The organism is Crocosphaera sp. Alani8, assembly GCF_038442745.1.
Lineage (GTDB): Bacteria > Cyanobacteriota > Cyanobacteriia > Cyanobacteriales > Microcystaceae > Crocosphaera.
Map to the genome: position 1 here is coordinate 1 of NZ_JARVCN010000066.1, position 21,844 is coordinate 21,844.

Here is a 21,844-nt window from a genome sequence, read left to right on the forward strand (position 1 = left end):
TGTTTGGCCTAAGTTTTCGCAGCGAGTGACCCCTGGCTTTTTGAGAAGATACGAACACGCACTGGCACTTTGGACAAGTGAGGTCGCTTTTTGGACTCTTGACGATCTTTATGAAAATGATTTGGATACTGCTAAGAAAAGAATTGAAAATCATGTTTCTCTATTAGAATCAGCCAATAAAGCTTTAAACTCTCATGACATTCGAGATGATGCGATCGCCCTCAGAAAATTGACATCTTTGGCTAGTAATCTTGGGATGGCGATGATGGTTTCAGATTCTCCTGGATATCGTGGTTCTGCTCAACCATACGCGATGTTTGCACTTAGCTCTTTTGGTAGGGTGAGGAATGGTTTTAATCGTGTCGATTATTCTTCCTCTAAGTAATTATTTAGACAATTTAGGAATCAACATAGAAACCTTTTGCTTGTATTCTCCATACTTATTACCGTAAAGATCGATTAAATCTTTCTCTTCTAAGAAAATGCCAACTAAGATATAGCCTAAGATTCCACTGGCAAAGAAGAGGTGAGTTAATGTCATTACAGGAGTTGCCCAAAAAGCAATAATAAATCCTAAATAAATGGGGTGACGTACCTGTTTATAAAAGCCGACAACTTGAAATTGTATTAACTCAGATTCTTTATTGATCAGATTAAAAAATCCTTGTTGCAAGCCAAATAATTCAAAGTGATTAATCATAAAAGTGCTGAGAAAAACCATTAACCAACCCAATCCCGATAAACTCCATAAAATAGGTTCAACTATGGTTCCCGAAAAATCCCACAGTTTTAAACCTAATGGTTGCCATTGCCAAAATAATAGAGCTAATGCCAAACTTGAAAAAAGGACATAAGTGCTTCTTTCAATTGCTTGGGGAATAATTTTCGTCCAAGCTTTTTTGAACCCTTTACGAGCCATCCCGCTATGTTGAACCGCAAATACACTAAGCAGTAAAGTATCGATGATTAGAGCTTGCAATAAAGATGTAGTTCCCCCAGTATCCATAGATTTAGGAACTAAAAAATTACTAGAAAATCCGATCGCATATAAAAATGTAGCCAAAGAAATCAGATAGCAAACAATACTATAGACAAAGAAAATGATTCCTTGAAAAAGATTGTTTTTGTTGTGCAAAGGCACTTGATTTTCTAAGTTTAATTTAGTCATTATTTTGTCCTGATTAGGATTTTTAATCGGTATATATAGCAGTTCTCACACTTGTGAGGTACAGAGTTTATCTCTTTGAGGCAGAAGGCAGGGGGTAGGAGGCAGGAGTTAGGCGTACCTCATGAGTCCGAGAAAAGCTATAGTATTTCCCATAATTATGAGGTATATTACCCGCAATGATAAATCACAAGCTAAATTAATAATAATACCGATCAATCTTGCATAATTATTACTAACACTAAAAAGTAAGAAAACGTTAATAATTAGTCAGAGTTCTTTCTCGTAATATAACTTACCTCAATCAGAAAAATGACTTTTTTTACCCCAGATGAAACATTAAACAGCCTTCTTAGCCAAATATTAAGAGAAACATGGGCAAAATTTCCCGACTTATCTCCCCATCAATGTGCTTTAACCTTATTACTCTATGATATGTCTGTTGTTGTCGAAAAAGAAGAAATAATCTTCCCTTCCGAGTTTTGGCAACATCCCATCAAGGGTTTTTCTTATCGAGGTGATGAGTTAATTTATCCTGCGAGTGTGGTTAAATTGTTTTATTTAGTGGCAGTACATCGATGGTTAGAAACGGAGAAAATTAAGCCTTCAACAGAACTCAATCGTGCGATCGCTGATATGATTAGAGACTCCAGTAACGATGCGACTAGTCTGGTAATGGATACCTTAACAGATACCACCAGTGGACCAAAATTGGATGCTGAGGCGTGGGAAAACTGGAAAAATAAACGTAATGTTATTAACCACTATTTTCAGGGGTTTGAGTGGCAAGAATTCCGCCAAATTAATGTTAATCAAAAAACTTGGTGCGATGGTTATTATGGGAGAGAAAAGCAACTTGTTGGGGAAAATTTCCAACATCGTAACTACTTAACTACCAATGCTGTAGCGAGATTATTTCATACAATTGTTACAGAAATGGCGGTTTCTGTTGAGCGATCGCACCAAATGATGGCTTTATTAAACAGAAGTCTAAACCAAAAGATTGAAGATAATCAAGAAGAAAATCAAATTGTCGGATTTTTGGGGGAAAGTTTACCAAACAACGCAAAATTATGGTCAAAAGCCGGTTGGACATCTCGAGTGCGTCACGATGCAGCTTATGTTGAAATACCGAACTTACCTCCTTTTTTACTGGTTGTATTTACAGAAGGTAAAAACAATAGTCGAAATAAAGAAATATTACCCTTTATTTCACAATTGGTGATCAAAATGTTGGAGCTTGGAATAACCTAGTCACATAGCAGTTTTCATTTCCAAACGCTTTAAGCAATATTTTCTTTTGCTTCTTTAGCTACTTGTTCGGTGGGATCTTCTGCTAAAGTTTTCAAAGCTTCTTGAGCTTGTTCTCCTCCTAGTTTACCCAACGCTTGAACCAATCGATGACGAACTTGCCAGTCTTCATCTGTGGTTAGTTTAACCAGTAAGGGAACCGCTTCAACACTACCTAATTCCCCTAAGGAACTAATAGCAGAGATTCTCACTAATCCATTATCAGACTTTAAAGCATCTTCTAATAGTTCAATAGCTTTGGGTTCCCCCAATTCTCCTAAAGTAGCAATGATGCTTAACTGTAATAACCAGTCTGAGGTTTGATGATAAAGTTCTTTGAGATCATCGTAAGCTTGGGTTAATTGTAGTCCCCCAACCACATCCGCAGCAGCCGCTTTAACGTCGATTTCTGTGTCATTTTGCATCCGATCCCGCAACAAACTTAAAGCCAACTCTGGATCTTGTCTTCCGAGGGGATCGAGTTGACTGACGGCTGCATATCTAACCCGTTCGTTAGTATCAGTCACCAACGGTTGAATCAGTTTGAAGGCGATCGCTGGATCGAGTTGACGCAATAGATTAACACCTTTGAGGCGATCGCCGAGGTTTTCGGAGGTTAAAAGGGGTTGCACTTCAGCAGGGGTAATACTCATAGCGGTAACTTTAAGAATAATTTTTATTAATTTTCTTCGGTTTGATTGTCCGAGTCGGTTAGAGGTTGTTTGTGGGAAGAAGGAATAATCATTGCCATTCCCTTATCGTAGTTAGAAGCAATGGCTAAAAAAGACCCTGCTAAAACGTAGATAGGTAGGGGTAAAATAAACCCTTTCAGCCACTGATAAAACTGCACTAATACGAATAGGACAAAAACCGTACCGATCCATAGACGCATACTAAAGACCTCTCTCCTCAATCACCAATACTTTAGCAATAATGTTCTAGTTTACTTCATATTAGCGCGAGTGTCTTTTACGGCTACCACAAAAAACAGGACGGTTAAAGGGATACTCAAAGCGAGAATAACGCTTGTTTTTAGTGTTCCTAGATCGGGGGTTCCTGATGATAATTCAAACACAGAACCTACTGCTGCTATGGCTGTAATACAACATCCCATCAAAAATACACCGCTTTTTGGGGTCACAATTTTTACTCCTGAGTTTTGGCAAAGATTAATAGATTGATTTCTATGATTTTACAGGTTTAACGGCCCCTCTAGAAAATCCTTTTTCTTGTAATTTTTGTGTTAAAGCTAGGTCGTTGTCTACGCGATCAACAAACATCACCCCGTTAAGATGATCCATTTCGTGTTGAATAACTCTTGCTAATAAGTCGGTTGCTTTAATTTTCCGAGGTTTCCCTTGTTCGTCTTTGAAAGAAACTTCAACCACTTTAGGTCGTGTTACGTCTAAGTAAACCCCAGGAATGCTAAGACATCCTTCTTCTAAGATGCACAATTCTTTGGAAGAGGCGGTTATTTTGGGATTAATCAAAATTAGAGGAGAGTTAGCCGGGTTATCGGGTTCGCAGTCAATGACAATTAGTTGTTTGTTAATGGCCACTTGTGGCGCAGCTAAACCAATACCGTAGGAACTGTACATGGTTTGGAGCATTTCTTTGGCTAAAAGACGGATGGAGTCGTCTACTTTGGCGATGCGTTTGGCTGGTTGACGGAGCGCGCGATCGCCAAGGAAATGAATATCTAGAGGAGGATTTTCTAATTTTTCTTTTTCAACTGTAATTGAACTCGTCATGGGAATTTAGAGACGATAAATAACAATAATTTGACTGGTTAACTATATATTAACAAAAATCTCTCCATCCTGGAGTTTATGCTAAAAACTCGTACTGTAAAGTTTAGTATAATCAATGAGAAGGCATAAAAAGATTATTTAGCCTGTCATTCATGGTATTTCCCTTAGCTCAATAGCCAATATTATCAATATTTTCTCATCAGTAAGAAAAATTAACTTGTTGTAGTTTATAAAGTCGCAAACTGCCCTAGTAGGAGATAAGTTCTCTGTCCAGCAATAGAAAATTTACAGATAGTAAAGTTGTGTAATAAAACATTAGCATTTAGTTACAGAAAGCAAACAGAAAACGGTATACAAAATCACAAAATCAATAGATAATTAACGAGAGATGAGATTCTAAACTTAAGTCAGGATAGGGAATCTTCCCCATGAAAAAATTAATTGAAGGACTGCAAAAATTCCAAACGGGTTATTTTAGTTCTCACCGTGAACTGTTTGAACAATTATCCCACGGGCAACACCCTCGAATTCTTTTTATTACTTGTTCTGACTCGCGCGTTGATCCTAATTTAATCACACAAGCAGAAGTGGGGGAACTGTTTATTATTCGCAATGTAGGGAATATCGTTCCACCATTTGGGGCTGCAAATGGTGGTGAAGGAGCAGCGATAGAATATGCTATTTCTGCATTAGATATTGAGCAAGTAATTGTTTGTGGTCATTCCCATTGTGGTGCAATGAAAGCACTATTAAAATTGAATAGTTTACAAGAAAAAATGCCATTGGTTTATGATTGGTTAAAACACGCAGAAGCTACCCGCAGACTAGTCCAGGATAATTATGGGGATTTGGAAGAGGAGGAACTCTTAGAAATTACGATTGCAGAGAATGTGTTAACCCAACTAGAAAATCTACAAACTTATCCTATTATTCGTTCTCGTTTGCATCAAAGAAATTTAACCTTACACGGTTGGATTTATCGTATTGAAACTGGAGAAGTTATGGAATACGATAGAGAGTCCCATGATTTCATTGCCCCTCAAAGTTCGATTATCAATACTGAACCGGAATTTAATTTTCATCCCACCTGTAATATTCCCGAACCTGTCTCCTTTAAAGTTCCTGCAACCACTACAGCAAGCACCATTTCGGAAGAAAATGAGCAATCTTTTGCAACCGCACACGGTTGATATTTTTGAGAAACTTTTTGGCTGATGAGCGAAAATGAGTGGAAAACTCTTTCACGATCACACCCAAATTGATTAACGCAACCTGGGATTGTGTTGAACCAAACTCATAAACTCCTGACGGGTTTTAGCATCATTGGCAAATTCCCCTCTAAGGGCACTGGTGGAAGTCCAGGAACCAGGTTTTTGCACTCCTCGCATTACCACACACAGATGAGTTGCCTCTACAAGCACAGCGACTCCTTTCGGTTGTAGTAATTCTTGTAGTGCATCTGCAATCTGTGCGGTAAGTCGTTCCTGTGACTGCAAACGTCGTCCGTACATTTCACAAATACGAGCAATTTTTGAAAGTCCAATTACTTTCCCATCGGGAATATAAGCCACATGAACCCGGCCTAGAATAGGTAATATATGATGTTCACAGGAACTAAATAGGTCAATATCACGAACTAAGACCATTTCATTAGTATTTTCATGAAACACTGCTCCGTTAAGCAATTCTTCTAAGGATTGATTATAGCCAGAAGTCAGAAATTTAAGGGCTTTAACTACTCGTTTCGGTGTATCTTTCAAACCTTCGCGATCTGGATCTTCTCCTAATCCCAATAGTAAAGTTCTTACCGCTTGGCGCATCTCCTCCTCAGACACGGGAGGGTGTTGTTTCGTCGTTAATGATGGTAATTTATAATCGATTTTGTTAACTTGATTCGGTTCGGAGTGAGCTAAGGTCATAAGTTTGAGTTAAATGAAACGGGAATAGAAGTAGCTAAGGAGTTATTTAGCTTTTGTTGGAGTTTATCGGTATCTCAATGACCACCGATAAAGACTTATAAATCGAAAATATTGTTTTCTGCCAAACAAAAAACAATAATGATAATCATTCTCATTCTATGTCGAAAAATTATGGTTGTTTAAACTATTATGCTTAAAAGAATCTAAAGCTTTAATCGTTGGGGGGAAGAACTTCTATGAGCTATAAACAAGTGGGGTTCCCCATCCACTATAGCGATTTTCAATTGAGTGGCGAATCTAAGAATCTAACTTCTGCCTCCTGCCTCCTGCCTCCTGCCTCCTGCCTCAAAGCGAGAAACTGTTTAATCTATGCAAATGAAAACTGCTATATATCTGCTAACCGATCAAAGTTTGCCTCTTGGCACATTTCCATCATGGCAATGATCATAAATTCATCTCCCATATCTTAAGGATATGAGAATGATAATCATTCTCATAATGGTGTAAATTTATAATCATTATCGAAATATGTTGAAACAGATTAACTCAAGACTATGACTCCTCTCAACTTTAACCTGTCCGACGCACTGCCATCTTTACCAAAAAGTGGAATGCCAGTCACCATAATTAGTGGTTTCTTAGGTAGTGGTAAAACCACTTTACTCAATCAAATTTTACAGAATAAAGATAACCTAAAAATAGCAGTTTTAGTCAATGAGTTTGGTGATATTAATATTGATGAACAACTTCTAATTTCAGTAGAATCAGATATGATAGAATTGGATAACGGGTGTATTTGTTGCACCATTAATGATAGTTTTGTTGATACTGTCTATCAAGTCTTAGAAAGAGAAGAAAAAATAGATTATTTGGTCATTGAAACAACAGGGTTGGCAGATCCATTGCCCATTATTATGACTTTTCTTAGTACAGAATTGAATTTTTTAACTCGTCTTGATGCTATCGTCACAGTGGTTGATGCAGCTGCTTTTGATGCTAAACATTTTGATAGTGATGCTGCTTTAAAACAAATTAGATATGCTGATATGATTATTTTAAATAAAATTGACTTAGCAACTGAAGATAAAATTAAGGAATTAAAAGCATTTATTAAAGACATTAAACCAGGATTTAGAATTTTAGAAAGTGAATACAGTAGAGTTCCTTTACCTTTAATTTTAGATATTGGTTTAACTCAAACAGATACCTATCAAGCTGATATTCCCGAGTTTAGGCGCAACAAATCTGCTTTTAACAATCATTTAGAGAGTGATGGTTTTAATTTTGTCTCCTTTAAAAGCGATTGCCCTTTTGAACTTGAAAAATTTGAACATTTTTTATCCCAACAATTACCCAGCCATGTATTTCGTGCTAAGGGTATACTATGGTTTCAAGAAAGTCCTGCTCGACATATTTTTCAACTGAGCGGACCTCGCTACGATCTCCAAGGTAATGATTGGACAACCCATCCAAAAAACGAACTTGTATTGATAGGGCGTGATTTAGATGAGTCATTAATTAAACAACAGCTTAACGAATGCTTAGTAAAGCCAGATGTTCCCCATCAATTTAGTTTACTCAATGTCTTTTAAATAACTGTTTAGCTATTTTGGTCACTGTTAATTTAAGAAAAGTGAAATATAATATTTCCAGAACGATTCTCTTATTGAGGCTCATACTGCTGACACTTTTCTAATTTAAACTCTACCAATTTTTTGTACCAACTTACAATAAATTCCTTCCTCTTTATACCCACCAACAAATACAGGATAAATGTTTAAATCATAAATGCCTAAGATTTCCATTGCATCTCTACTTAATCCTTGAAAGTCTTTTAATTTTAGTATCTTGCTGAATTCAAGGCTTATAGATTGATCCAACATACGATAAACATTTTGAACTTTTCGGAATCTTCTTTTATTTAATACACCAGAAAGACTTCTTTGAACTCTGCGACAAGCATCTTGATGATCATGTAAATTGCCATATTCTAAAGCAATTCCATTTTCTACTTGAGAAATCAAAGTACCCTGATAGCCTCCTTGTCCGTTATCTAGTTCCACGATATGGGCAATATCAAAATATTGACAAACCTGTTTTAAGTTAGGTGTTAGTTTTTTCACAAAAATAGTATCACTTATATCAGTTATGGATTGATGCCAGTCAAGAACTAGATCATAATTGGGTAGTATTTGACTTATTTGATAAGCCAGCCTCTCCTCATAATTACCATCAGCTTTGCCAAGGAACACTCGATTCAAATCTTGCTGAATATATCTTTTATTGAGATACATCGCTTCAGGATTAGCGATAATAGATTCCCATTCAAAATTGTCATTTTTACCTGTTGAATAGTTGTCATGTATAAAGCATCCAACTCTTTCATTTCCATGTGTACAGCAAACGTTTAATAATTTAGGGACTAGGGGAGAGGGGTTATGGTTATCCCCAAACTTCTTAGACTTTATGGAGGAAAATTTACTGCTCATTATTGGTTTTGATGAAAGAAATATTGATTAAATCCTAATTTTAGCACTATCCTTTAATTTACTGTTATTAGGTTTTTTATTGAACTATTTCAAGTTAAGTATTCCAACCTCTTTGCTAATACGAATAAACTACTAAAGAATTTTTCACTACCTGGTTTGATATTAATAATTTTTTTAATAAGAAATTCCTATCATTCCGACATAAAAAACGAGCAAAAGTAAAAGAGTAGTTATAAGCTGAAAAAGCGTTCCAATCAGCACTGCAAGCCAAGTAAAAGATCACTAATGAAACCTTTTCAGAATTGGTAGCGTCATTCAGGGCTAGTCTTGCAGCAAGTATTAAAAAATTGCTGAGTAGATTACAATACTCTAAATCCCTCATTCACAAAGTAGGAGATTATCCTTGAAAGATAAATTTAATCAACTAATATTAATGTCTTCTAGTTTTGCAGATAATATCAAACTAGAAGCAATATATTCTTTAGAAGACTCTGAAAATAAATTAGCCTCAAGTGAAAAAAGTTGGATTCGTCGTCCAGTAGCCATGATCTGCCTAGCTGTTTCTATGGGTGCAAGCGGTATTTTGTTGAGCCAAAATAAACCGGCGATCGCAACTAATTCTGTGACGGCCAATGCCAATGTAGCTATTACCAATCTTCCTAATTTTTCGGAGTTGCACAGGGAGGAGAGTAAACTCTCTCCTTTAGCCCTGAAGTATAAAGTACAAGAAGGAGATACTATTGCCAGACTTGCTTACAAATATCAAGTTAAACCAGAAGCCATCGCGACGATTAATAATCTAGGGATTACAGCTAAGCTAGAGTCAGGAAAAACCATCAAAATTCCTTCTGATAAGGATTCATCTCAAAAAATCATCCCAAAAAGCTCTCTAGAGACTGTCAACGAACAGAAAAGTGTTGGCACCAAAACTGTCAACACCTCCTTTGATCACCTCAAACAAACCCGTACCCGTCTGCAACATAGCTTAGCAGAATTGAAAACAGAACAAGTAAACAATGTCAGAAAGGAAAAAATTGTTGCTGATGTCAGTCAACCCCTCAAGCGGACAGAAGAAAAAGAGACACTGACAACTAATTTAGAAACAGTCGGTGTGACTCCCAGTAACCCTTCTATGTACAAGAACCCCTTTGAAATTCCTATTGGAACGACTGTGGGTCCAAAACTTCCAGGAATCTCCAACCCCGATGATTATCTTCCCGATGCTCCCATGAGATTTACTGGACATATTTGGCCCACAAAAGGGGTTATCACCTCTGGGTATGGTCCACGTTGGGGCAGAATGCACAGGGGTATTGATATTGCAGCACCTGTGGGAACTCCCATTGTGTCTTCGGCTCCAGGAGAAGTTATCACAGTAGGTTGGGATTCTGGAGGTTATGGTAAATATCTTAAAGTTCGTCACCCTGATGGCAGTGTAACCTTATACGGTCACAATAGCCGTCATTTAGTACGTCGTGGTCAGAAAGTAGAACAAGGTCAAAAAATTGCCGAAATGGGTAACACAGGTAGAAGCACTGGTCCCCACCTTCACTACGAAATTCGTCCTAAAGGCAAAGGACCACAAGATCCCATGGCCTTCTTACCTAAGAATCGCTAAATCGCTATCTCTTTAGGGATTTCAGCTATATTGTCGCTTAAATCAGAGAAGCATCTCTGATTTTTTTTTCAAATAGACTCTGGAGTTTAGACTAATAGCTATAGACTTGTTAAAAGCACTCATTAAGCATATATTTGTCGGGACAGTTTTGTGTAGAGAGGATATGAAATCATGAATTCTCGGCAAGCTCCAGAACTACGTTGCTGATATGAGTAACAAATGACCGCTTGGATGAGGGGTCTGAAATCAAAACATATCCACTGCTTACACAATATTCCACAGAAGCGTTGACAACTTCTGATCTCGGTTCGATGATAGTTGCTTTGGAAACGGATTTCTGTACGGTAGTCGCAAAATGTTGTAAAGAATCGTTATTCATAGCCTAAAAAGTATGGTAGATAAAGAATTCAAGCAGTCAAGCAGAGAACTTATCCCTGTACCGCAATTATAGAATAGCAACTGTTTAACTCAGTGAGTAAAAGTTACTCACATCTTGCACCTTCGATAAAACTGGCTAGTTTGTAAGCGTTCAGCTATCAGCCATCAGTTGAAACATATCAATCTCTATCTTATGCTGTGAGTGAGATTAAACCAATCCTGAACGCTTTCAGTAAACAGTTATGAATTATCAGCTAAAACGTTTCTTTTAATTCGAGGTGTTCCTCAACCAGAGAACGATCGCGCCAAATAGGACGCATTTTTCCTTCTCCATACAGGGATAACTGATCCCCTCTGTGGGATGAGTTTGATTGAGTTGCGTTACCATATACAGTCAATCCTTGTGCTTTTATGGGGTCAGAAAATTCCACGGCCATCATAAAGCTATCTCCAGAGATGACTTGAAATTTCTTGTCTGGGGTTGCTTGTATCCCCAATACCTGAAAACTCCCTAATTTTCCTGGACCACCTCTAGCTGGTATATCTTGCTCTCCGACGCGCATTCTCACCACGTCTCCCCAAGCAACATCCAAAGAACCGTACAAAAGCTTAACCTGTGCTGCGATCCCTTCTAAGACAGCTACTGCGGTGTTAATGTCTGCTAACCCGGTGGGGGTTTCTAGGGGGGTTTGGGGGTTCCAGGGTTTAGAAAACAGTCCTTTTGATTCTAGGGTAGTACTCCATAAAACGAATAATACTGCACCTCGACTATCGGGGTTGGTTTGACGATCCCATTTTTCGAGGACTTCGGCTGCTTCTATTCCGATGGGGTTAGCTAATGCTTTGGTGGTAGAAATAAGGATATCTAAGAGGCGATCGGTGATCAATAGTTTAGATGAGAATTTTTTGTTGATTACGTCTTCTAATGTCAGTTTATCTGAGTCTGTCAGTAACTGAATGGAACGTTGCGATCGCAGAATATCTGTTACTTGTCCTAGATATTGGGGAGCAAAATAAGGGGGAAAATCTTCTGCTTTTAAACTGGGGGGGTTGGTGCTAGTCCAAGGGGGATCGTTGGTATTTTGTAACCAACCGCTTTCTGGATTAATAATACGGGGTAATTCTTCGTATTGGTGATAATCTTTCCAGAGGGTTTCTGATGTATCTCCTGCAATAATACCGCCCCAATTTTCCCAGTTACCTTGAGAACGAACGGGAATTAAGCCGTTGAAAACATACATAATATTATCTTGTTTATCACTATAGATTACGTTGAATAAGGGGAGTTGTAATTGTTTTAAAATCGTTTCAAATTCTCCTAAGTTTTTTGCTTTTCCCATTTGCCAAAGTTGTTGTAAGCCCTGAGAACGCTCTAATCCTGCTACTTTTAAGGCATAACCAATATCTCTTTTTTGTTCTATAATTACCCCTTGGGTTGATTGTTTTACTCCTATTTGCAGTTCGGTAAAATTGCCATTTTTTTGACGGACTTTTATATTTTCCATTTCTTGCTTTAAAGGCTTTGATTCTTCATCGAATAAATAATTTTCTCCTTCTAATTTTAGTTGATAAATGTCTGCTCCATCTATGGGGTTAACAGTAACAGTCCACCCCAAGTCATCATTAAAAGCAACAGCTAAAACAGGCATACCGACTAGGGTTGCTCCATATACATTTATTCCAGGTGCAGTTAATTGTGCTTCGTACCAAAGATAAAAATCTTTCCAAGGTAAATGGGGGTTAGCTAATAAAATTGAGTGATTATTGACTGTTTTTTTACCTGCGATAGCCCATGCGTTTGATCCAGCTTCTGTGGGTAAATTTTTTAAAGCTCTAATATTGTTGGGATTGGTTAAAAAATGAAAATAAATAACTCGTTGAAAATGGGCTAAAATATCTGTTCCTGTAATGGGTAAAACTATCTTTAAATCTTCTGCTATTTCATCGGGATGTTGTTGAACATAATCATTAATACCCTGAGCAAAACTATCTAAATACTCTTGCATTTCGGGAGTTTGTTCTGCATACCATTTTTTAGCTCGTTTAGGAATCCCCATTGTTCTAATATATTGATCGGATTCTAAATAATTAATTCCCCAATATTCTGCAGCTTTTCCTCTCGCTTCTGCGTATAATTTTAGTAATAAGTTACCGTGACTTTTCGTTTGCGACCAGCCAAATGCTTTGAATAACTTTGTATTATCCTGAGCGTAAATATGAGGAATTCCCCAGGTATCCCAAAGTATTTCCGTAGTATTTCTACTTAAACCAGGAATAGTAAAAATTAATGATATTCCTAAAATTGTTGTTAGTAAAATAGCAATAAATTTCTTCATTTTTCCACACTTGTAACTTAATTTAGGCACCCATACCCGAATATTGTTTTAATCCTTTTCTCCATAACCAACGGTTGAGTATAAAAAAGATAATAATCCAGGTTAACATAATCATAAAACCCAAAATAACATTATCAAAACGATCAATAAACAAAGATGCAGGAAAATAAACAGTATAGGGGAAAGGAGTTAATAAAACAATCTCTCTAACCGCCGTAGGAAAAACATCTAAAGGAGCAGTAATTCCTGATAAAAATATATCGAATAAAAACCAAAATTGTTGGATAGAACTTGCTCTTTCTGTCCAAAAGCAAAACATGGCTAGGGTATATTGAATAATAAACCTTAAGGTAAAAGATAAAACGATAGCTATTAATCCTAATACCGTATTGTTTAAAGTCGGTGTCCAAATCGCTTGAGGATATAACCAAAAGAACAATAAAGTGATCAAAATAGCAATAGGAAAACGAGTCATTTTTTCAGCAATGTGCCTAGCGACATGATACCAAACCGGATCGACTGGGTATAACAGTTTAAACGATAATTGTCCTTCGATAACTTCCCGTTCAAAATCCCAAATTACCCATACATTGGTAAATTGACGAACTTGAAAAACACAAAAAAAATAACGAGCAAACTCTACGGAACTCAAACCAAAATCTCCCCCTTGAGCAGCCTGAGTCCATACCCCCATCAAAATAATCGGTAAAGAACCAGAAAGTACCCAAAAAAAGATTTCTGCTCGGTACTCTAACATATGAGCATAGTACACAGAAAGAAATGAAAAAACTTTGTTAATTAACCAACCCATAGGCAAAAAAAATTAAAATACACTTATCAAGTTATGGGATCACAACAATAGTTAGAAAATTATCTAAAACGACGTGGTTAGAGGTTTCTTGAAACTAGCTCAATTTTATAATCTCAAGCATACCTCGAACATAAGCGCAGTTTTAAGATTTTCTGCTGATTTTCGACTTAATGAATATTTTATCCAGTACCTTGAATCAGGGTCAAAAATAAGATAAAATAACAGCAGATAAATAAGAAAACAGACCCGTAAACTGTAAGGTCAGTTTTTGCAAATCCCCTTTACACTTCATCAAGATAACAAATTTCTAAAAACAATCAAAAAAGTAGTAAGCTTTAAGACAAAGTTATCTAAATCAACTCTTTGAGATCATCCTCTAAATGAACCTTAACAGATGAAATCATCCTTACTTTTCCACACCGATAACAATAACGGACAAGATCAGTTGCCATCCACTCCAGGTCAAATAGAAGGTAACGTAGGGACTGATACGGCGTTAGAAAGAAACACAGGTAGTCAAAATCTCCCCGAGGGTAAATTAACTCAGAAACTCAAGCAAACCTTAGAGAATCACCGCGGCGAACGTCATATTGTAGTTATTCAAGATTTTCCCGACCCAGACGCTCTTTCTAGTGCCTGGGCCTATCAACTGATCGCCCAACCCTACGAGATAGAATGCGACATAGTCTACGCAGGTACTTTGTCCCACCAGGAAAACATTGCTCTGGTCAAATTAACCGGGCTACCGGCAACCAGATGGAGTATCAGTAGCCTTAAAGACAGGGATCTCTCTATCTATCAAGGATGTGTGTTAGTGGATTCTCAGGGTAACACCAGCCAATTAATGCCTTACGTTAAGCAGGCCAAAATCCCCATTGTGATTGTAGTTGATCACCACACCAAGCAAGGAGGAGGTATTCAAGGGGAATTTGTGGACCTCAGACCCAAAATTCGAGCAACAGCAACCATTCTCACCCAATACATACAGGCAGGGTTACTAGACTTCAATAGTAACAACATTACCCATGTTAGGTGTGCCACAGCTTTAATGCACGGCCTTCGTTCTGATACCAATGGGTTAAGGCAAGCTCAAGAACAAGATTTGTTGGCAGCTGCGTACCTATCCCGTGTGTACGATCCCCAGTTACTCAACGCAGTGCTACAGTCGGCCAGATCCCATCATGTTATGGATGTTATCGAGCGATCGCTTAAAAATCGCCTTATCAAGAACAACTGCTCTATTGCTGGTGTTGGTTACTTACGTTACGAAGATCGAGACGCTATCCCCCAAGCAGCGGACTTCTTGGTGACAGAAGAAAACATACATACCGCAGTTGTCTATGGCATTATTCACGATGAAACTCACGAAGTCGAAGTGGTGATCGGTTCTTTGCGTACCCATAAACTAACCCTCGATCCCGATGAATTTATCAAAGAAGCGTTGGGAAAAAATTCTCAAGGTCGTTACTATGGAGGTGGGCGAGAAATGGCTGGTGGTTTTGAAATTTCTATGGGATTTTTTGCCGGTAGCAACGATGACAGCGACTACACAAAACTAAAGTGGGATTTAGTAGATAAACAGATCAAGCACAAACTTTTGAAGTTAATCAATCCGGAAAACAAAGTTGTCCATGCTTAAATTTTTCCTAGTTACCTCATCAACAACAATAGGGTTTGAAAAGATCCCACTATAAAACCCAAGATTCCCCCCAAATTAACAATAGCTTGCAATTCGTTTTTAACAATACCTTGAACTGCCATTTCTAGGTTTTGGGGGGAAGTAGCATTGACTCGCTCAATAATCACTTGATCGATGGATAAAATAGGGATAGCTTGAGAAACAATTTTTTCTAAATCTTCCTCTAAATATCTTTCCAACACTAAAGCCAATTCCTCGCTCACGGTTTCTAAAGATGTAGTTAAAGCCGTAGAATCTTGTAAACGATTAATAAGTAAAACCGATATTTTTTCCCAATCAACAGTTTTACCAAAATCTTCAATAAATTTAGATCCGCTTTGCTGGATATAAATTTGTACCGTTTCACGAGTAGTTTTACGCAATTGTCGGACAGTAGAAACAGGTAAATTTTGTAAAGAAAGACTTTGCAACCATTCCCTTAAACGGCCACGAACCTCCAAAGATAATAAAATTTCTTTTAGTCGGGTATTAGCCACATCTTTTTCTTCTAAACAAAAACCCCTTAAGCGCAATAAAGCGTTACGAACTCCAAATAAATTAGCCACTACCCAATAGGTTCCACTGGTTTTTTCTCTAACCCCTTCATCGATAATTTGAATATTCCTTTCTGTTAAAAAATCTACCAATGCTTGTCTTAATATATCTGGAGGCAAAACACTCCCTAATAACCAATCGGCGAACTGTCTAGCTTGGGTATTAGTTAGTTTAAAATCTAAAAGAATTTGATCAAAAATTTGATTAATTTGACTTTCTAAAAAATCGTGCCGACGAGCTAATATTTTTAAAAGTCGTGGTAAAGACTCACTAAATAAATCCTCTAAAATTGCCGATAAAATTTTTGCGGTTTTTTGTTGTTTATCTAATTTAACTTGTTTAATTGCAAGGTTTAATAACCAGAGAATTGCTGCTTTTACCCGTTCCGTTTTTAATAAACGTTTTGCTAATTTTTGTAATTCTTCTGGGGTTAATAATGAACCCATAATTGTATCAGAAACCTTTTGAGCTAATCTTTCCTGGTTACGGGGAATCAAACCTGGAGTGAAAGGTAAACGACGCTTGCCAATATAGATCGCTTTGTAAGGGCGAAATAACATATTGATAGCAATATCATTAGTAAAATAACCAATGATAGATCCCGCCACAGGGGGAATAATAATAGTAGAAATTAGAGATAAATCAAGAGCAGAAAAGTCTAACAAATTCATAATAAATAATTAACAAGTGATACTCATTTTTAACAGTTACCAGTTATCGTTCACTGTTCATTGTTCACTGTTTTGCTTCCCACTAAAACCCCCATCATTCCTCCAGCAATGGGATAATGGGTAACAAGATTAAACCCCACTTCTTGGGCTAATTTCACTTGTTCTGTGCCGATGGGAAACCTCTCCAGACTGGGCATAATATAAGCATATTCATCCTTTAAACCGTAATATTGTGCGAGAGGAACCACTAAATTATCAAGATACCATCTTTGAAAAGCCCATTGCCAAGGTTCAGAAGGACGATTAAAGTCTAGAATAGCTACTTTAGCCAGTGGTTTTAAAACGCGGTATATTTCCTGCAAACAACGGGTAATATCGGTTACATTCCGTAGCCCATAACCCATAGTGACACAATCAAAAGTGTTATCCTCAAAAGGGAGATTTAAGGCATCCCCTTGTACCCATTCTAGAGGTAACAAAGGGTATTTATAATTACAGCGATGAGCTGCGATCGCCAATAATTCTGGGGAAAAATCCAATCCAATAACTCTTCCTGTTTGCCCAACTTTAAGAGCCAATAATTGACTTAAATCACCACTACCGCAACATATATCTAACCCAGTATGACCTATTTTCGGTTCGCTCCAGTTGACAGCCATTTGTTTCCAGATGCGATGCTGACCAAAGCTTAACCAGCTATTAAGTCGGTCGTAAACAGGAGCAATGCGATCAAAAATACTTTGAATATCGGTAGCAGAATGCCAAGTTTTGTCTGTCATTATTGATGGTTTATTCCACAGAACTAATACTATTATCTAACATTGTCTGGATGTTTGTTAGAGAGTCAACGAGGATTTCAACTAAATTAATTAATGAGTATTATCACTATCGAGAGAATTTTCTATCTCCGACAATAAATGGCGCAAAAAATCCTGAAGTTTCATCCGTTGGATATAAGGCCATCCTCCAGTCTCTTCAATATCCCGTAATAACTCATACAAATCATTGCGACTATTGGGTAAAGAGGGTTCTAATAGATTAAAGCGAATATCTCGGTGTAACTTTTCGAGGGTTCGTAATAATTCCAGTAGTCGTTGTGAGTCCCCTTGACACTGCTCAGAAGCGGCGTGAACACTGATGACAATCTCTTCTAGAGACGCTGGAAAAGAAGCTTTAGACTGGTTTCGGGACTGATCTGTTGTTGTGGGTGTGTTGGTGTGTTCCATACTTGCTTTTTGCTCTTTTCCCTGGCCATACCAATCATAAAAGATTTTCGGATCAAAAGAATTGCGAACTTAGAAGGGATGTTGGGGACGAATTTTGATAGAGTAGATACCGATGCAATTGCCAAACTTATCTAGAAGATTATTTAGATTATCTGCTTGATGAGGGATGGCCGTAGGGACAAAACATTTTAATTTTAGATTGACAAAACGAGGACGACTATGAGGTTTCGTGCATTATTGATTGCTTTTTTTGCTTTATGTTTAGGGTTAATAACCGCTTGTAGCGATGGTTCCGCTGAAGCAGTTAACCCCCAAGACTTAACCTATGACGAAATTTTAAACACCGGACTGGCTAACAAATGTCCCCAGATTTCTGAGTTTACTAGGGGTTCTCTAGCTGTTGAACCGGGTCAAACCTATTTCGTTGATGATTTATGTTTGGAACCCCAAGAGTATTTTGTTAAGGAAGAACCGGTTAACAAACGCCAAGAAGCAGAGTATGTTCCTGGGAAGTTATTAACCCGTTATACTACTAGCTTAGAGCAAATTAACGGGACAATTACCGTTGACGACGAAGGTGTTGTTACTTTTGTTGAAGAAGGTGGTATTGACTTCCAACCGGTCACAGTTCAACTTCCTGGAGGGGAGCAAGTTCCTTTCTTCTTCACCATCAAGAATTTAGTGGGTAAAACCGAACCTGGGTTTAGTTCTATCAATAGTTCTATTGACTTTGAAGGAGAGTTTAGAGTACCTTCCTACCGAGGTGCAACTTTCCTCGATCCCAAGGGTCGCGGTTTAGCTACTGGTTACGATAACGCAGTTGCTTTACCTGCAACAGCGGATAAGGAAGACTACGCTAATGTGAAACAAACTCCCATCGGTCAAGGTTCTATGTCTCTTCAGGTTACCAAGGTAGATAAGGAAACAGGAGAAATTGCTGGCGTATTTGAAAGCGAACAGCCTTCTGATACTGATTTGGGAGCAAAAGAACCCGTTGATGTTAAAATTAGGGGAATTTTCTATGCTCGTGTTACCCCTGAAGTGTAACAGCAAAAAAAAATTAAATTTTGTCAGATTATTTCCTTGAATTTGAGGGGCAATTAGCCCCTTTTTTAATGGGTATTGTTCACTTTAGTCTTTACATTTTTTAACAGCAGATTATCTATTTTTGTAAAAATTCTTAATAAAAATTCTCCTGAAATTAGTATATGCTACACAACTAGGCGGTTTCTTAAGCTTTTTTCATTAAGCCACCGAATCTAGTGTTTACTTAAAATAACAGGAAGAAATAGGATGAGCGTTAATTTAGCAACCATGTTACGGGAAGGCACAAAAAAGTCCCACACAATGGCAGAAAATGTCGGTTTTGTAAGATGTTTTTTAAAAGGAGTTGTTGAAAAGAATTCATATCGAACATTGGTGGCTAATCTCTATTTTGTCTATAGTGCCATGGAAGAAGAAATGGAGAAACTACGCGATCACGAATTGGTTTCTAAAATTTATTTTCCCCAGTTGAATCGTAAGCAGTCTTTAGAAAAAGATTTAAGCTTTTATTACGGAGCAGATTGGCGCAATGAAGTAGCCCCTTCCGAAGCAGCCCAAGCTTACATAGCTCGCATTCACCAGGTTGCTCAAACCCAACCCGAATTATTGGCGGCTCATTCTTACACCCGTTATTTAGGGGATTTGTCAGGAGGACAAATTCTTAAAAAAATAGCGCAACGGGCGATGAATTTAGGGGAAAATGGGACATCTTTTTACGAATTTGAGGGCATTTCTGATGAAAAAGCTTTTAAAAATGGATATCGTCAAGCATTAAATGAAATGGCAATCGATGAAGCAACAGCCCAAGAAATTGTTGACGAAGCAAATGCTGCTTTTGGCATGAACATGAAAATGTTTATGGAATTAGAAGGTAATTTGATTAAGGCTATTGGTATTATGCTCTTTAATACCTTAACTCGTCGCCTCAGCAAAGGCAGTACCGAGTTGGCAACGGCTGAATAATCAACCTGTTTTTTTCTTCATGGTCATGTTTAATATAGCAATCCTGACAACTTGATTTGGGTTATTCTAATCTTAGTCAAGTTATCAGGATTGTTAGCTCTTGTTTGAATTTAGATGAATAAATATTAAATTATACCAAATCCTGTTTTCAAACCCATCTTATCTTCTGAAAGAGGCAGAAGGCAGGGGGCAGGAGGCAGAGGTGCGATCCAAGCGGATTCTCAATCGGCATTGGAAAGCGTACCTTCGAGGTTTTTCAGCTTTTAGGCTGTCAATTTTAGCTTAAAATTTAAAAACATCATTAATAGTAAAATAGCCGCAGAAATTCCAGAAACAATAGCAATGGGTAACGTATCTAAATGGCGCATCATAATGGCAACTAAAGCCCAAATAAAAACACCACAATAAACTTTATCTTGTCGAGTTATTCTCATTATAATACCCACAATTGCTACTAAAATAATTACAATTGTTGTCCAAACAACATTAGACAAACCAAAACCATTCCACTTTATCCAAGATAAAGCTAATGCAACATTAAGAACAGTGGCAACTGTAATCCAACTAAAATAGACACTAATGGGGAAGTTAATGAACCATTTATGTTGCTTAGATCTAGGCTTTAAAGAAATATTTAATTTCAAATAAAGTAAAACTAAAGGAATTAAAATCCCTATCATAGCGAAAGTTGAAAGTACGAATAAACGGGATAAAAATAAGAAAACCCAAACAATTTGCATTGTGCTACTAATCACTAGATAGTAACCTATCTTTTGTAAATAATCATTATCTTTATTCTTCGGTAAAGCTTGATAAATCCCCAAACTAATTAACCCTAAATATATCAATCCCCAAATAGCAAAAGCATAACTTTTAGGTGTAATCAAAACATCTTTAAAAAGCTGATTAGAAATTTCTCCGATGGTTAAGTCATTTATGGGAGCAATATTAGCTAATACGTTGGTAAAAAAAGCTGCTAAAATAGCTAGTAAATTAGCCCATTGTCTAATAAAATTTTTATCTAATCTCATAATAAATAATCCAAGAAAACGTGAACATAAAAAAATAGAAGTCAAGAATTAAATTCAATTCTTGACTTCTTTAAACGTTAACATTAATTCCTAAAATAAACTATTACTCTAAGATGGTTTTGGATAACTTCTTGCATAGTAATCAGAAGCAACCACCTCAAGCACTTCCCCTGCACCTAGAAGGGGATAAATGCAATTGATACGATTTTCCCATACTGTGTGAGCAATATCATAATCAGGACAGCTAATACGATATGTGTTATCAGACACCAACGACAAACGACAACCTCTCGGAAGCAATATGGATAGTAATAACTGAAGACTCTGGGGACCCAATATGTTAGAAGCCATGTTAGAAAATTTTTTATATTTTTTTAAGACTTGCCCTCTATTGTACAGGCTAATGTCACTGCCACCACAGATAGAATCTGCATGATGGAAGTTCAAAAAAATTTACAAAACTTAAATGTTCTTAATCTTGCACATATTCTGTGCCCTGAATTAACGCTATTTCTGCGCGCATAAATTCCCTTCCTAAATAGGCAGCGTGGTCTAACATTGTAAGAGAACAATTAGGATTTTCTTCAATTACTTTTACACACAACTCTTTAGCACTCCGTGCTGTAAAAAGAGTTTCTTCAGTTCGACTTTTCTGAACTTTTGAAGCAATAACTTCTCCTGTTTCTGGATCAACAGCTAAGCCTTTATCATTAATAATATTGGTAAAGTATTTAGCACAAATCAAACTATTTTCTCTGTCAACGTAAATAATAAAATAGCCTCCTGGATCGAGATCAATGGCACGTTTTGAAAGTTTATCATCGAGTTTCTTTATAGTCTGCGCTAGGTCGTTCATAAAGCTTTCTAGATCAATTCTAATTTATTATGGATAATAAGGAACCGATTAAGAACATACCAT

The 21,844-nt window shown here is 37.2% G+C and carries 23 protein-coding genes; 8 read left to right on the forward strand and 15 right to left on the reverse strand.

What is annotated here, in order from left to right; translation table 11 throughout:
• A partial coding sequence (locus tag P9B04_RS05010) for a hypothetical protein (protein WP_342053903.1) occupies positions 1-385 on the forward strand: 385 nt, incomplete at its 5' end.
• On the opposite strand, the gene mddA is transcribed toward P9B04_RS05010, so the two are convergent.
• Positions 386-1,168, reverse strand: a complete 783-nt coding sequence (gene mddA / locus P9B04_RS05015) for a methanethiol S-methyltransferase (RefSeq protein WP_342053904.1) — start codon at positions 1,166-1,168, stop codon at positions 386-388.
• 309 nt (positions 1,169-1,477) lie between these two features.
• On the opposite strand from mddA, the gene P9B04_RS05020 reads away from it, so the two are divergent.
• Positions 1,478-2,419 carry a serine hydrolase gene (locus tag P9B04_RS05020; RefSeq protein WP_342053905.1) on the forward strand — a complete coding sequence of 314 codons (942 nt, stop codon included), beginning with the start codon at positions 1,478-1,480 and terminating at the stop codon, positions 2,417-2,419.
• Positions 2,420-2,448: 29 nt separating this feature from the next.
• Here P9B04_RS05020 and nblB read toward each other — a convergent pair whose 3' ends face one another.
• From nblB to def, 4 genes are read right to left on the reverse strand one after another with little or no spacing between them, the layout of a single operon-like run.
• On the reverse strand, positions 2,449-3,108 hold the full coding sequence (nblB, locus tag P9B04_RS05025) for a phycobilisome degradation protein NblB (RefSeq protein ID WP_342053906.1): 660 nt from the start codon (positions 3,106-3,108) through the stop codon (positions 2,449-2,451).
• 26 nt (positions 3,109-3,134) lie between these two features.
• Positions 3,135-3,347: a hypothetical protein gene (locus P9B04_RS05030; protein ID WP_342053907.1), complete on the reverse strand. Its 213-nt coding sequence runs from the start codon at positions 3,345-3,347 to the stop codon at positions 3,135-3,137.
• Between the two features lie 51 nt (positions 3,348-3,398).
• Positions 3,399-3,596, reverse strand: a complete 198-nt coding sequence (locus P9B04_RS05035; protein ID WP_342053908.1) for a hypothetical protein — start codon at positions 3,594-3,596, stop codon at positions 3,399-3,401.
• A 43-nt stretch (positions 3,597-3,639) separates the two neighbouring features.
• Entirely contained in the window at positions 3,640-4,206 is a 567-nt protein-coding gene (gene def / locus P9B04_RS05040; protein ID WP_342053909.1) for a peptide deformylase, read from the reverse strand.
• 428 nt (positions 4,207-4,634) lie between these two features.
• On the opposite strand from def, the gene P9B04_RS05045 reads away from it, so the two are divergent.
• Positions 4,635-5,396 (forward strand): carbonic anhydrase, encoded by a 762-nt coding sequence (locus tag P9B04_RS05045; protein ID WP_342053910.1) that lies wholly within the window; start codon positions 4,635-4,637, stop codon positions 5,394-5,396.
• A 72-nt stretch (positions 5,397-5,468) separates the two neighbouring features.
• Here the strand turns inward: P9B04_RS05045 and folE are convergent, their stop codons facing one another.
• Positions 5,469-6,125: a GTP cyclohydrolase I FolE gene (folE, locus tag P9B04_RS05050; RefSeq protein ID WP_342053911.1), complete on the reverse strand. Its 657-nt coding sequence runs from the start codon at positions 6,123-6,125 to the stop codon at positions 5,469-5,471.
• A gap of 554 nt (positions 6,126-6,679) precedes the next feature.
• On the opposite strand from folE, the gene P9B04_RS05055 reads away from it, so the two are divergent.
• Complete coding sequence (locus P9B04_RS05055; protein WP_342053912.1) at positions 6,680-7,717, forward strand: CobW family GTP-binding protein; 1,038 nt, start codon at positions 6,680-6,682, stop codon at positions 7,715-7,717.
• Between the two features lie 105 nt (positions 7,718-7,822).
• On the opposite strand, the gene P9B04_RS05060 is transcribed toward P9B04_RS05055, so the two are convergent.
• Positions 7,823-8,614 (reverse strand): succinylglutamate desuccinylase/aspartoacylase domain-containing protein, encoded by a 792-nt coding sequence (locus tag P9B04_RS05060; protein WP_342053913.1) that lies wholly within the window; start codon positions 8,612-8,614, stop codon positions 7,823-7,825.
• 433 nt (positions 8,615-9,047) lie between these two features.
• Between P9B04_RS05060 and P9B04_RS05065 the strand changes: the two genes are divergently transcribed.
• Positions 9,048-10,232, forward strand: coding sequence for a M23 family metallopeptidase (locus P9B04_RS05065; protein WP_342053914.1), 1,185 nt, complete (start codon positions 9,048-9,050; stop codon positions 10,230-10,232).
• Between the two features lie 632 nt (positions 10,233-10,864).
• Here P9B04_RS05065 and P9B04_RS05070 read toward each other — a convergent pair.
• Positions 10,865-12,946: an acylase gene (locus P9B04_RS05070; protein WP_342053915.1), complete on the reverse strand. Its 2,082-nt coding sequence runs from the start codon at positions 12,944-12,946 to the stop codon at positions 10,865-10,867.
• Positions 12,947-12,968: 22 nt separating this feature from the next.
• On the reverse strand, positions 12,969-13,757 hold the full coding sequence (locus P9B04_RS05075) for an ABC transporter permease (protein ID WP_342053916.1): 789 nt from the start codon (positions 13,755-13,757) through the stop codon (positions 12,969-12,971).
• Positions 13,758-14,151: 394 nt separating this feature from the next.
• Here P9B04_RS05075 and P9B04_RS05080 point away from each other — a divergent pair, with 394 nt between their 5' ends.
• Entirely contained in the window at positions 14,152-15,396 is a 1,245-nt protein-coding gene (locus P9B04_RS05080; protein ID WP_342053917.1) for a DHH family phosphoesterase, read from the forward strand.
• Positions 15,397-15,407: 11 nt separating this feature from the next.
• On the opposite strand, the gene P9B04_RS05085 is transcribed toward P9B04_RS05080, so the two are convergent.
• The 3 genes from P9B04_RS05085 to P9B04_RS05095 all read right to left on the reverse strand — a co-directional run bounded on the left by P9B04_RS05085 (position 15,408) and on the right by P9B04_RS05095 (position 17,887).
• Positions 15,408-16,661: a DUF445 domain-containing protein gene (locus tag P9B04_RS05085; RefSeq protein ID WP_342053918.1), complete on the reverse strand. Its 1,254-nt coding sequence runs from the start codon at positions 16,659-16,661 to the stop codon at positions 15,408-15,410.
• Between the two features lie 50 nt (positions 16,662-16,711).
• Positions 16,712-17,440, reverse strand: a complete 729-nt coding sequence (ubiE, locus tag P9B04_RS05090; RefSeq protein WP_342053919.1) for a bifunctional demethylmenaquinone methyltransferase/2-methoxy-6-polyprenyl-1,4-benzoquinol methylase UbiE — start codon at positions 17,438-17,440, stop codon at positions 16,712-16,714.
• A 90-nt stretch (positions 17,441-17,530) separates the two neighbouring features.
• On the reverse strand, positions 17,531-17,887 hold the full coding sequence (locus P9B04_RS05095; RefSeq protein ID WP_342053920.1) for a hypothetical protein: 357 nt from the start codon (positions 17,885-17,887) through the stop codon (positions 17,531-17,533).
• A gap of 219 nt (positions 17,888-18,106) precedes the next feature.
• Here P9B04_RS05095 and psbO point away from each other — a divergent pair, with 219 nt between their 5' ends.
• On the forward strand, positions 18,107-18,934 hold the full coding sequence (psbO, locus tag P9B04_RS05100) for a photosystem II manganese-stabilizing polypeptide (RefSeq protein ID WP_342053921.1): 828 nt from the start codon (positions 18,107-18,109) through the stop codon (positions 18,932-18,934).
• 246 nt (positions 18,935-19,180) lie between these two features.
• Positions 19,181-19,894, forward strand: coding sequence for a biliverdin-producing heme oxygenase (locus tag P9B04_RS05105; RefSeq protein ID WP_342053922.1), 714 nt, complete (start codon positions 19,181-19,183; stop codon positions 19,892-19,894).
• A 263-nt stretch (positions 19,895-20,157) separates the two neighbouring features.
• Here the strand turns inward: P9B04_RS05105 and P9B04_RS05110 are convergent, their stop codons facing one another.
• The 3 genes from P9B04_RS05110 to P9B04_RS05120 all read right to left on the reverse strand — a co-directional run bounded on the left by P9B04_RS05110 (position 20,158) and on the right by P9B04_RS05120 (position 21,781).
• Entirely contained in the window at positions 20,158-20,925 is a 768-nt protein-coding gene (locus tag P9B04_RS05110) for a tryptophan-rich sensory protein (RefSeq protein WP_342053923.1), read from the reverse strand.
• A gap of 108 nt (positions 20,926-21,033) precedes the next feature.
• Positions 21,034-21,276: a hypothetical protein gene (locus P9B04_RS05115; protein ID WP_342053924.1), complete on the reverse strand. Its 243-nt coding sequence runs from the start codon at positions 21,274-21,276 to the stop codon at positions 21,034-21,036.
• A 121-nt stretch (positions 21,277-21,397) separates the two neighbouring features.
• A complete protein-coding gene (locus P9B04_RS05120) occupies positions 21,398-21,781 on the reverse strand; it encodes a DUF4346 domain-containing protein (RefSeq protein WP_342053925.1) in 384 nt (127 codons plus the stop codon).
• Positions 21,782-21,844: the final 63 nt, after the last annotated feature.

Coding starts and splice junctions, on each gene's coding strand:
- mddA (WP_342053904.1), bottom strand. CDS start 1,168: ATGACTAAATTAAACTTAGAAAATCAAGTGCCTTTGCACAACAAAAAC.
- P9B04_RS05020 (WP_342053905.1), top strand. CDS start 1,478: ATGACTTTTTTTACCCCAGATGAAACATTAAACAGCCTTCTTAGCCAA.
- nblB (WP_342053906.1), bottom strand. CDS start 3,108: ATGAGTATTACCCCTGCTGAAGTGCAACCCCTTTTAACCTCCGAAAAC.
- P9B04_RS05030 (WP_342053907.1), bottom strand. CDS start 3,347: ATGCGTCTATGGATCGGTACGGTTTTTGTCCTATTCGTATTAGTGCAG.
- def (WP_342053909.1), bottom strand. CDS start 4,206: ATGACGAGTTCAATTACAGTTGAAAAAGAAAAATTAGAAAATCCTCCT.
- P9B04_RS05045 (WP_342053910.1), top strand. CDS start 4,635: ATGAAAAAATTAATTGAAGGACTGCAAAAATTCCAAACGGGTTATTTT.
- folE (WP_342053911.1), bottom strand. CDS start 6,125: ATGACCTTAGCTCACTCCGAACCGAATCAAGTTAACAAAATCGATTAT.
- P9B04_RS05055 (WP_342053912.1), top strand. CDS start 6,680: ATGACTCCTCTCAACTTTAACCTGTCCGACGCACTGCCATCTTTACCA.
- P9B04_RS05060 (WP_342053913.1), bottom strand. CDS start 8,614: ATGAGCAGTAAATTTTCCTCCATAAAGTCTAAGAAGTTTGGGGATAAC.
- P9B04_RS05065 (WP_342053914.1), top strand. CDS start 9,048: ATGTCTTCTAGTTTTGCAGATAATATCAAACTAGAAGCAATATATTCT.
- P9B04_RS05070 (WP_342053915.1), bottom strand. CDS start 12,946: ATGAAGAAATTTATTGCTATTTTACTAACAACAATTTTAGGAATATCA.
- P9B04_RS05075 (WP_342053916.1), bottom strand. CDS start 13,757: ATGGGTTGGTTAATTAACAAAGTTTTTTCATTTCTTTCTGTGTACTAT.
- P9B04_RS05080 (WP_342053917.1), top strand. CDS start 14,152: ATGAAATCATCCTTACTTTTCCACACCGATAACAATAACGGACAAGAT.
- P9B04_RS05085 (WP_342053918.1), bottom strand. CDS start 16,661: ATGAATTTGTTAGACTTTTCTGCTCTTGATTTATCTCTAATTTCTACT.
- ubiE (WP_342053919.1), bottom strand. CDS start 17,440: ATGACAGACAAAACTTGGCATTCTGCTACCGATATTCAAAGTATTTTT.
- P9B04_RS05095 (WP_342053920.1), bottom strand. CDS start 17,887: ATGGAACACACCAACACACCCACAACAACAGATCAGTCCCGAAACCAG.
- psbO (WP_342053921.1), top strand. CDS start 18,107: ATGAGGTTTCGTGCATTATTGATTGCTTTTTTTGCTTTATGTTTAGGG.
- P9B04_RS05105 (WP_342053922.1), top strand. CDS start 19,181: ATGAGCGTTAATTTAGCAACCATGTTACGGGAAGGCACAAAAAAGTCC.
- P9B04_RS05110 (WP_342053923.1), bottom strand. CDS start 20,925: ATGAGATTAGATAAAAATTTTATTAGACAATGGGCTAATTTACTAGCT.
- P9B04_RS05115 (WP_342053924.1), bottom strand. CDS start 21,276: ATGGCTTCTAACATATTGGGTCCCCAGAGTCTTCAGTTATTACTATCC.
- P9B04_RS05120 (WP_342053925.1), bottom strand. CDS start 21,781: ATGAACGACCTAGCGCAGACTATAAAGAAACTCGATGATAAACTTTCA.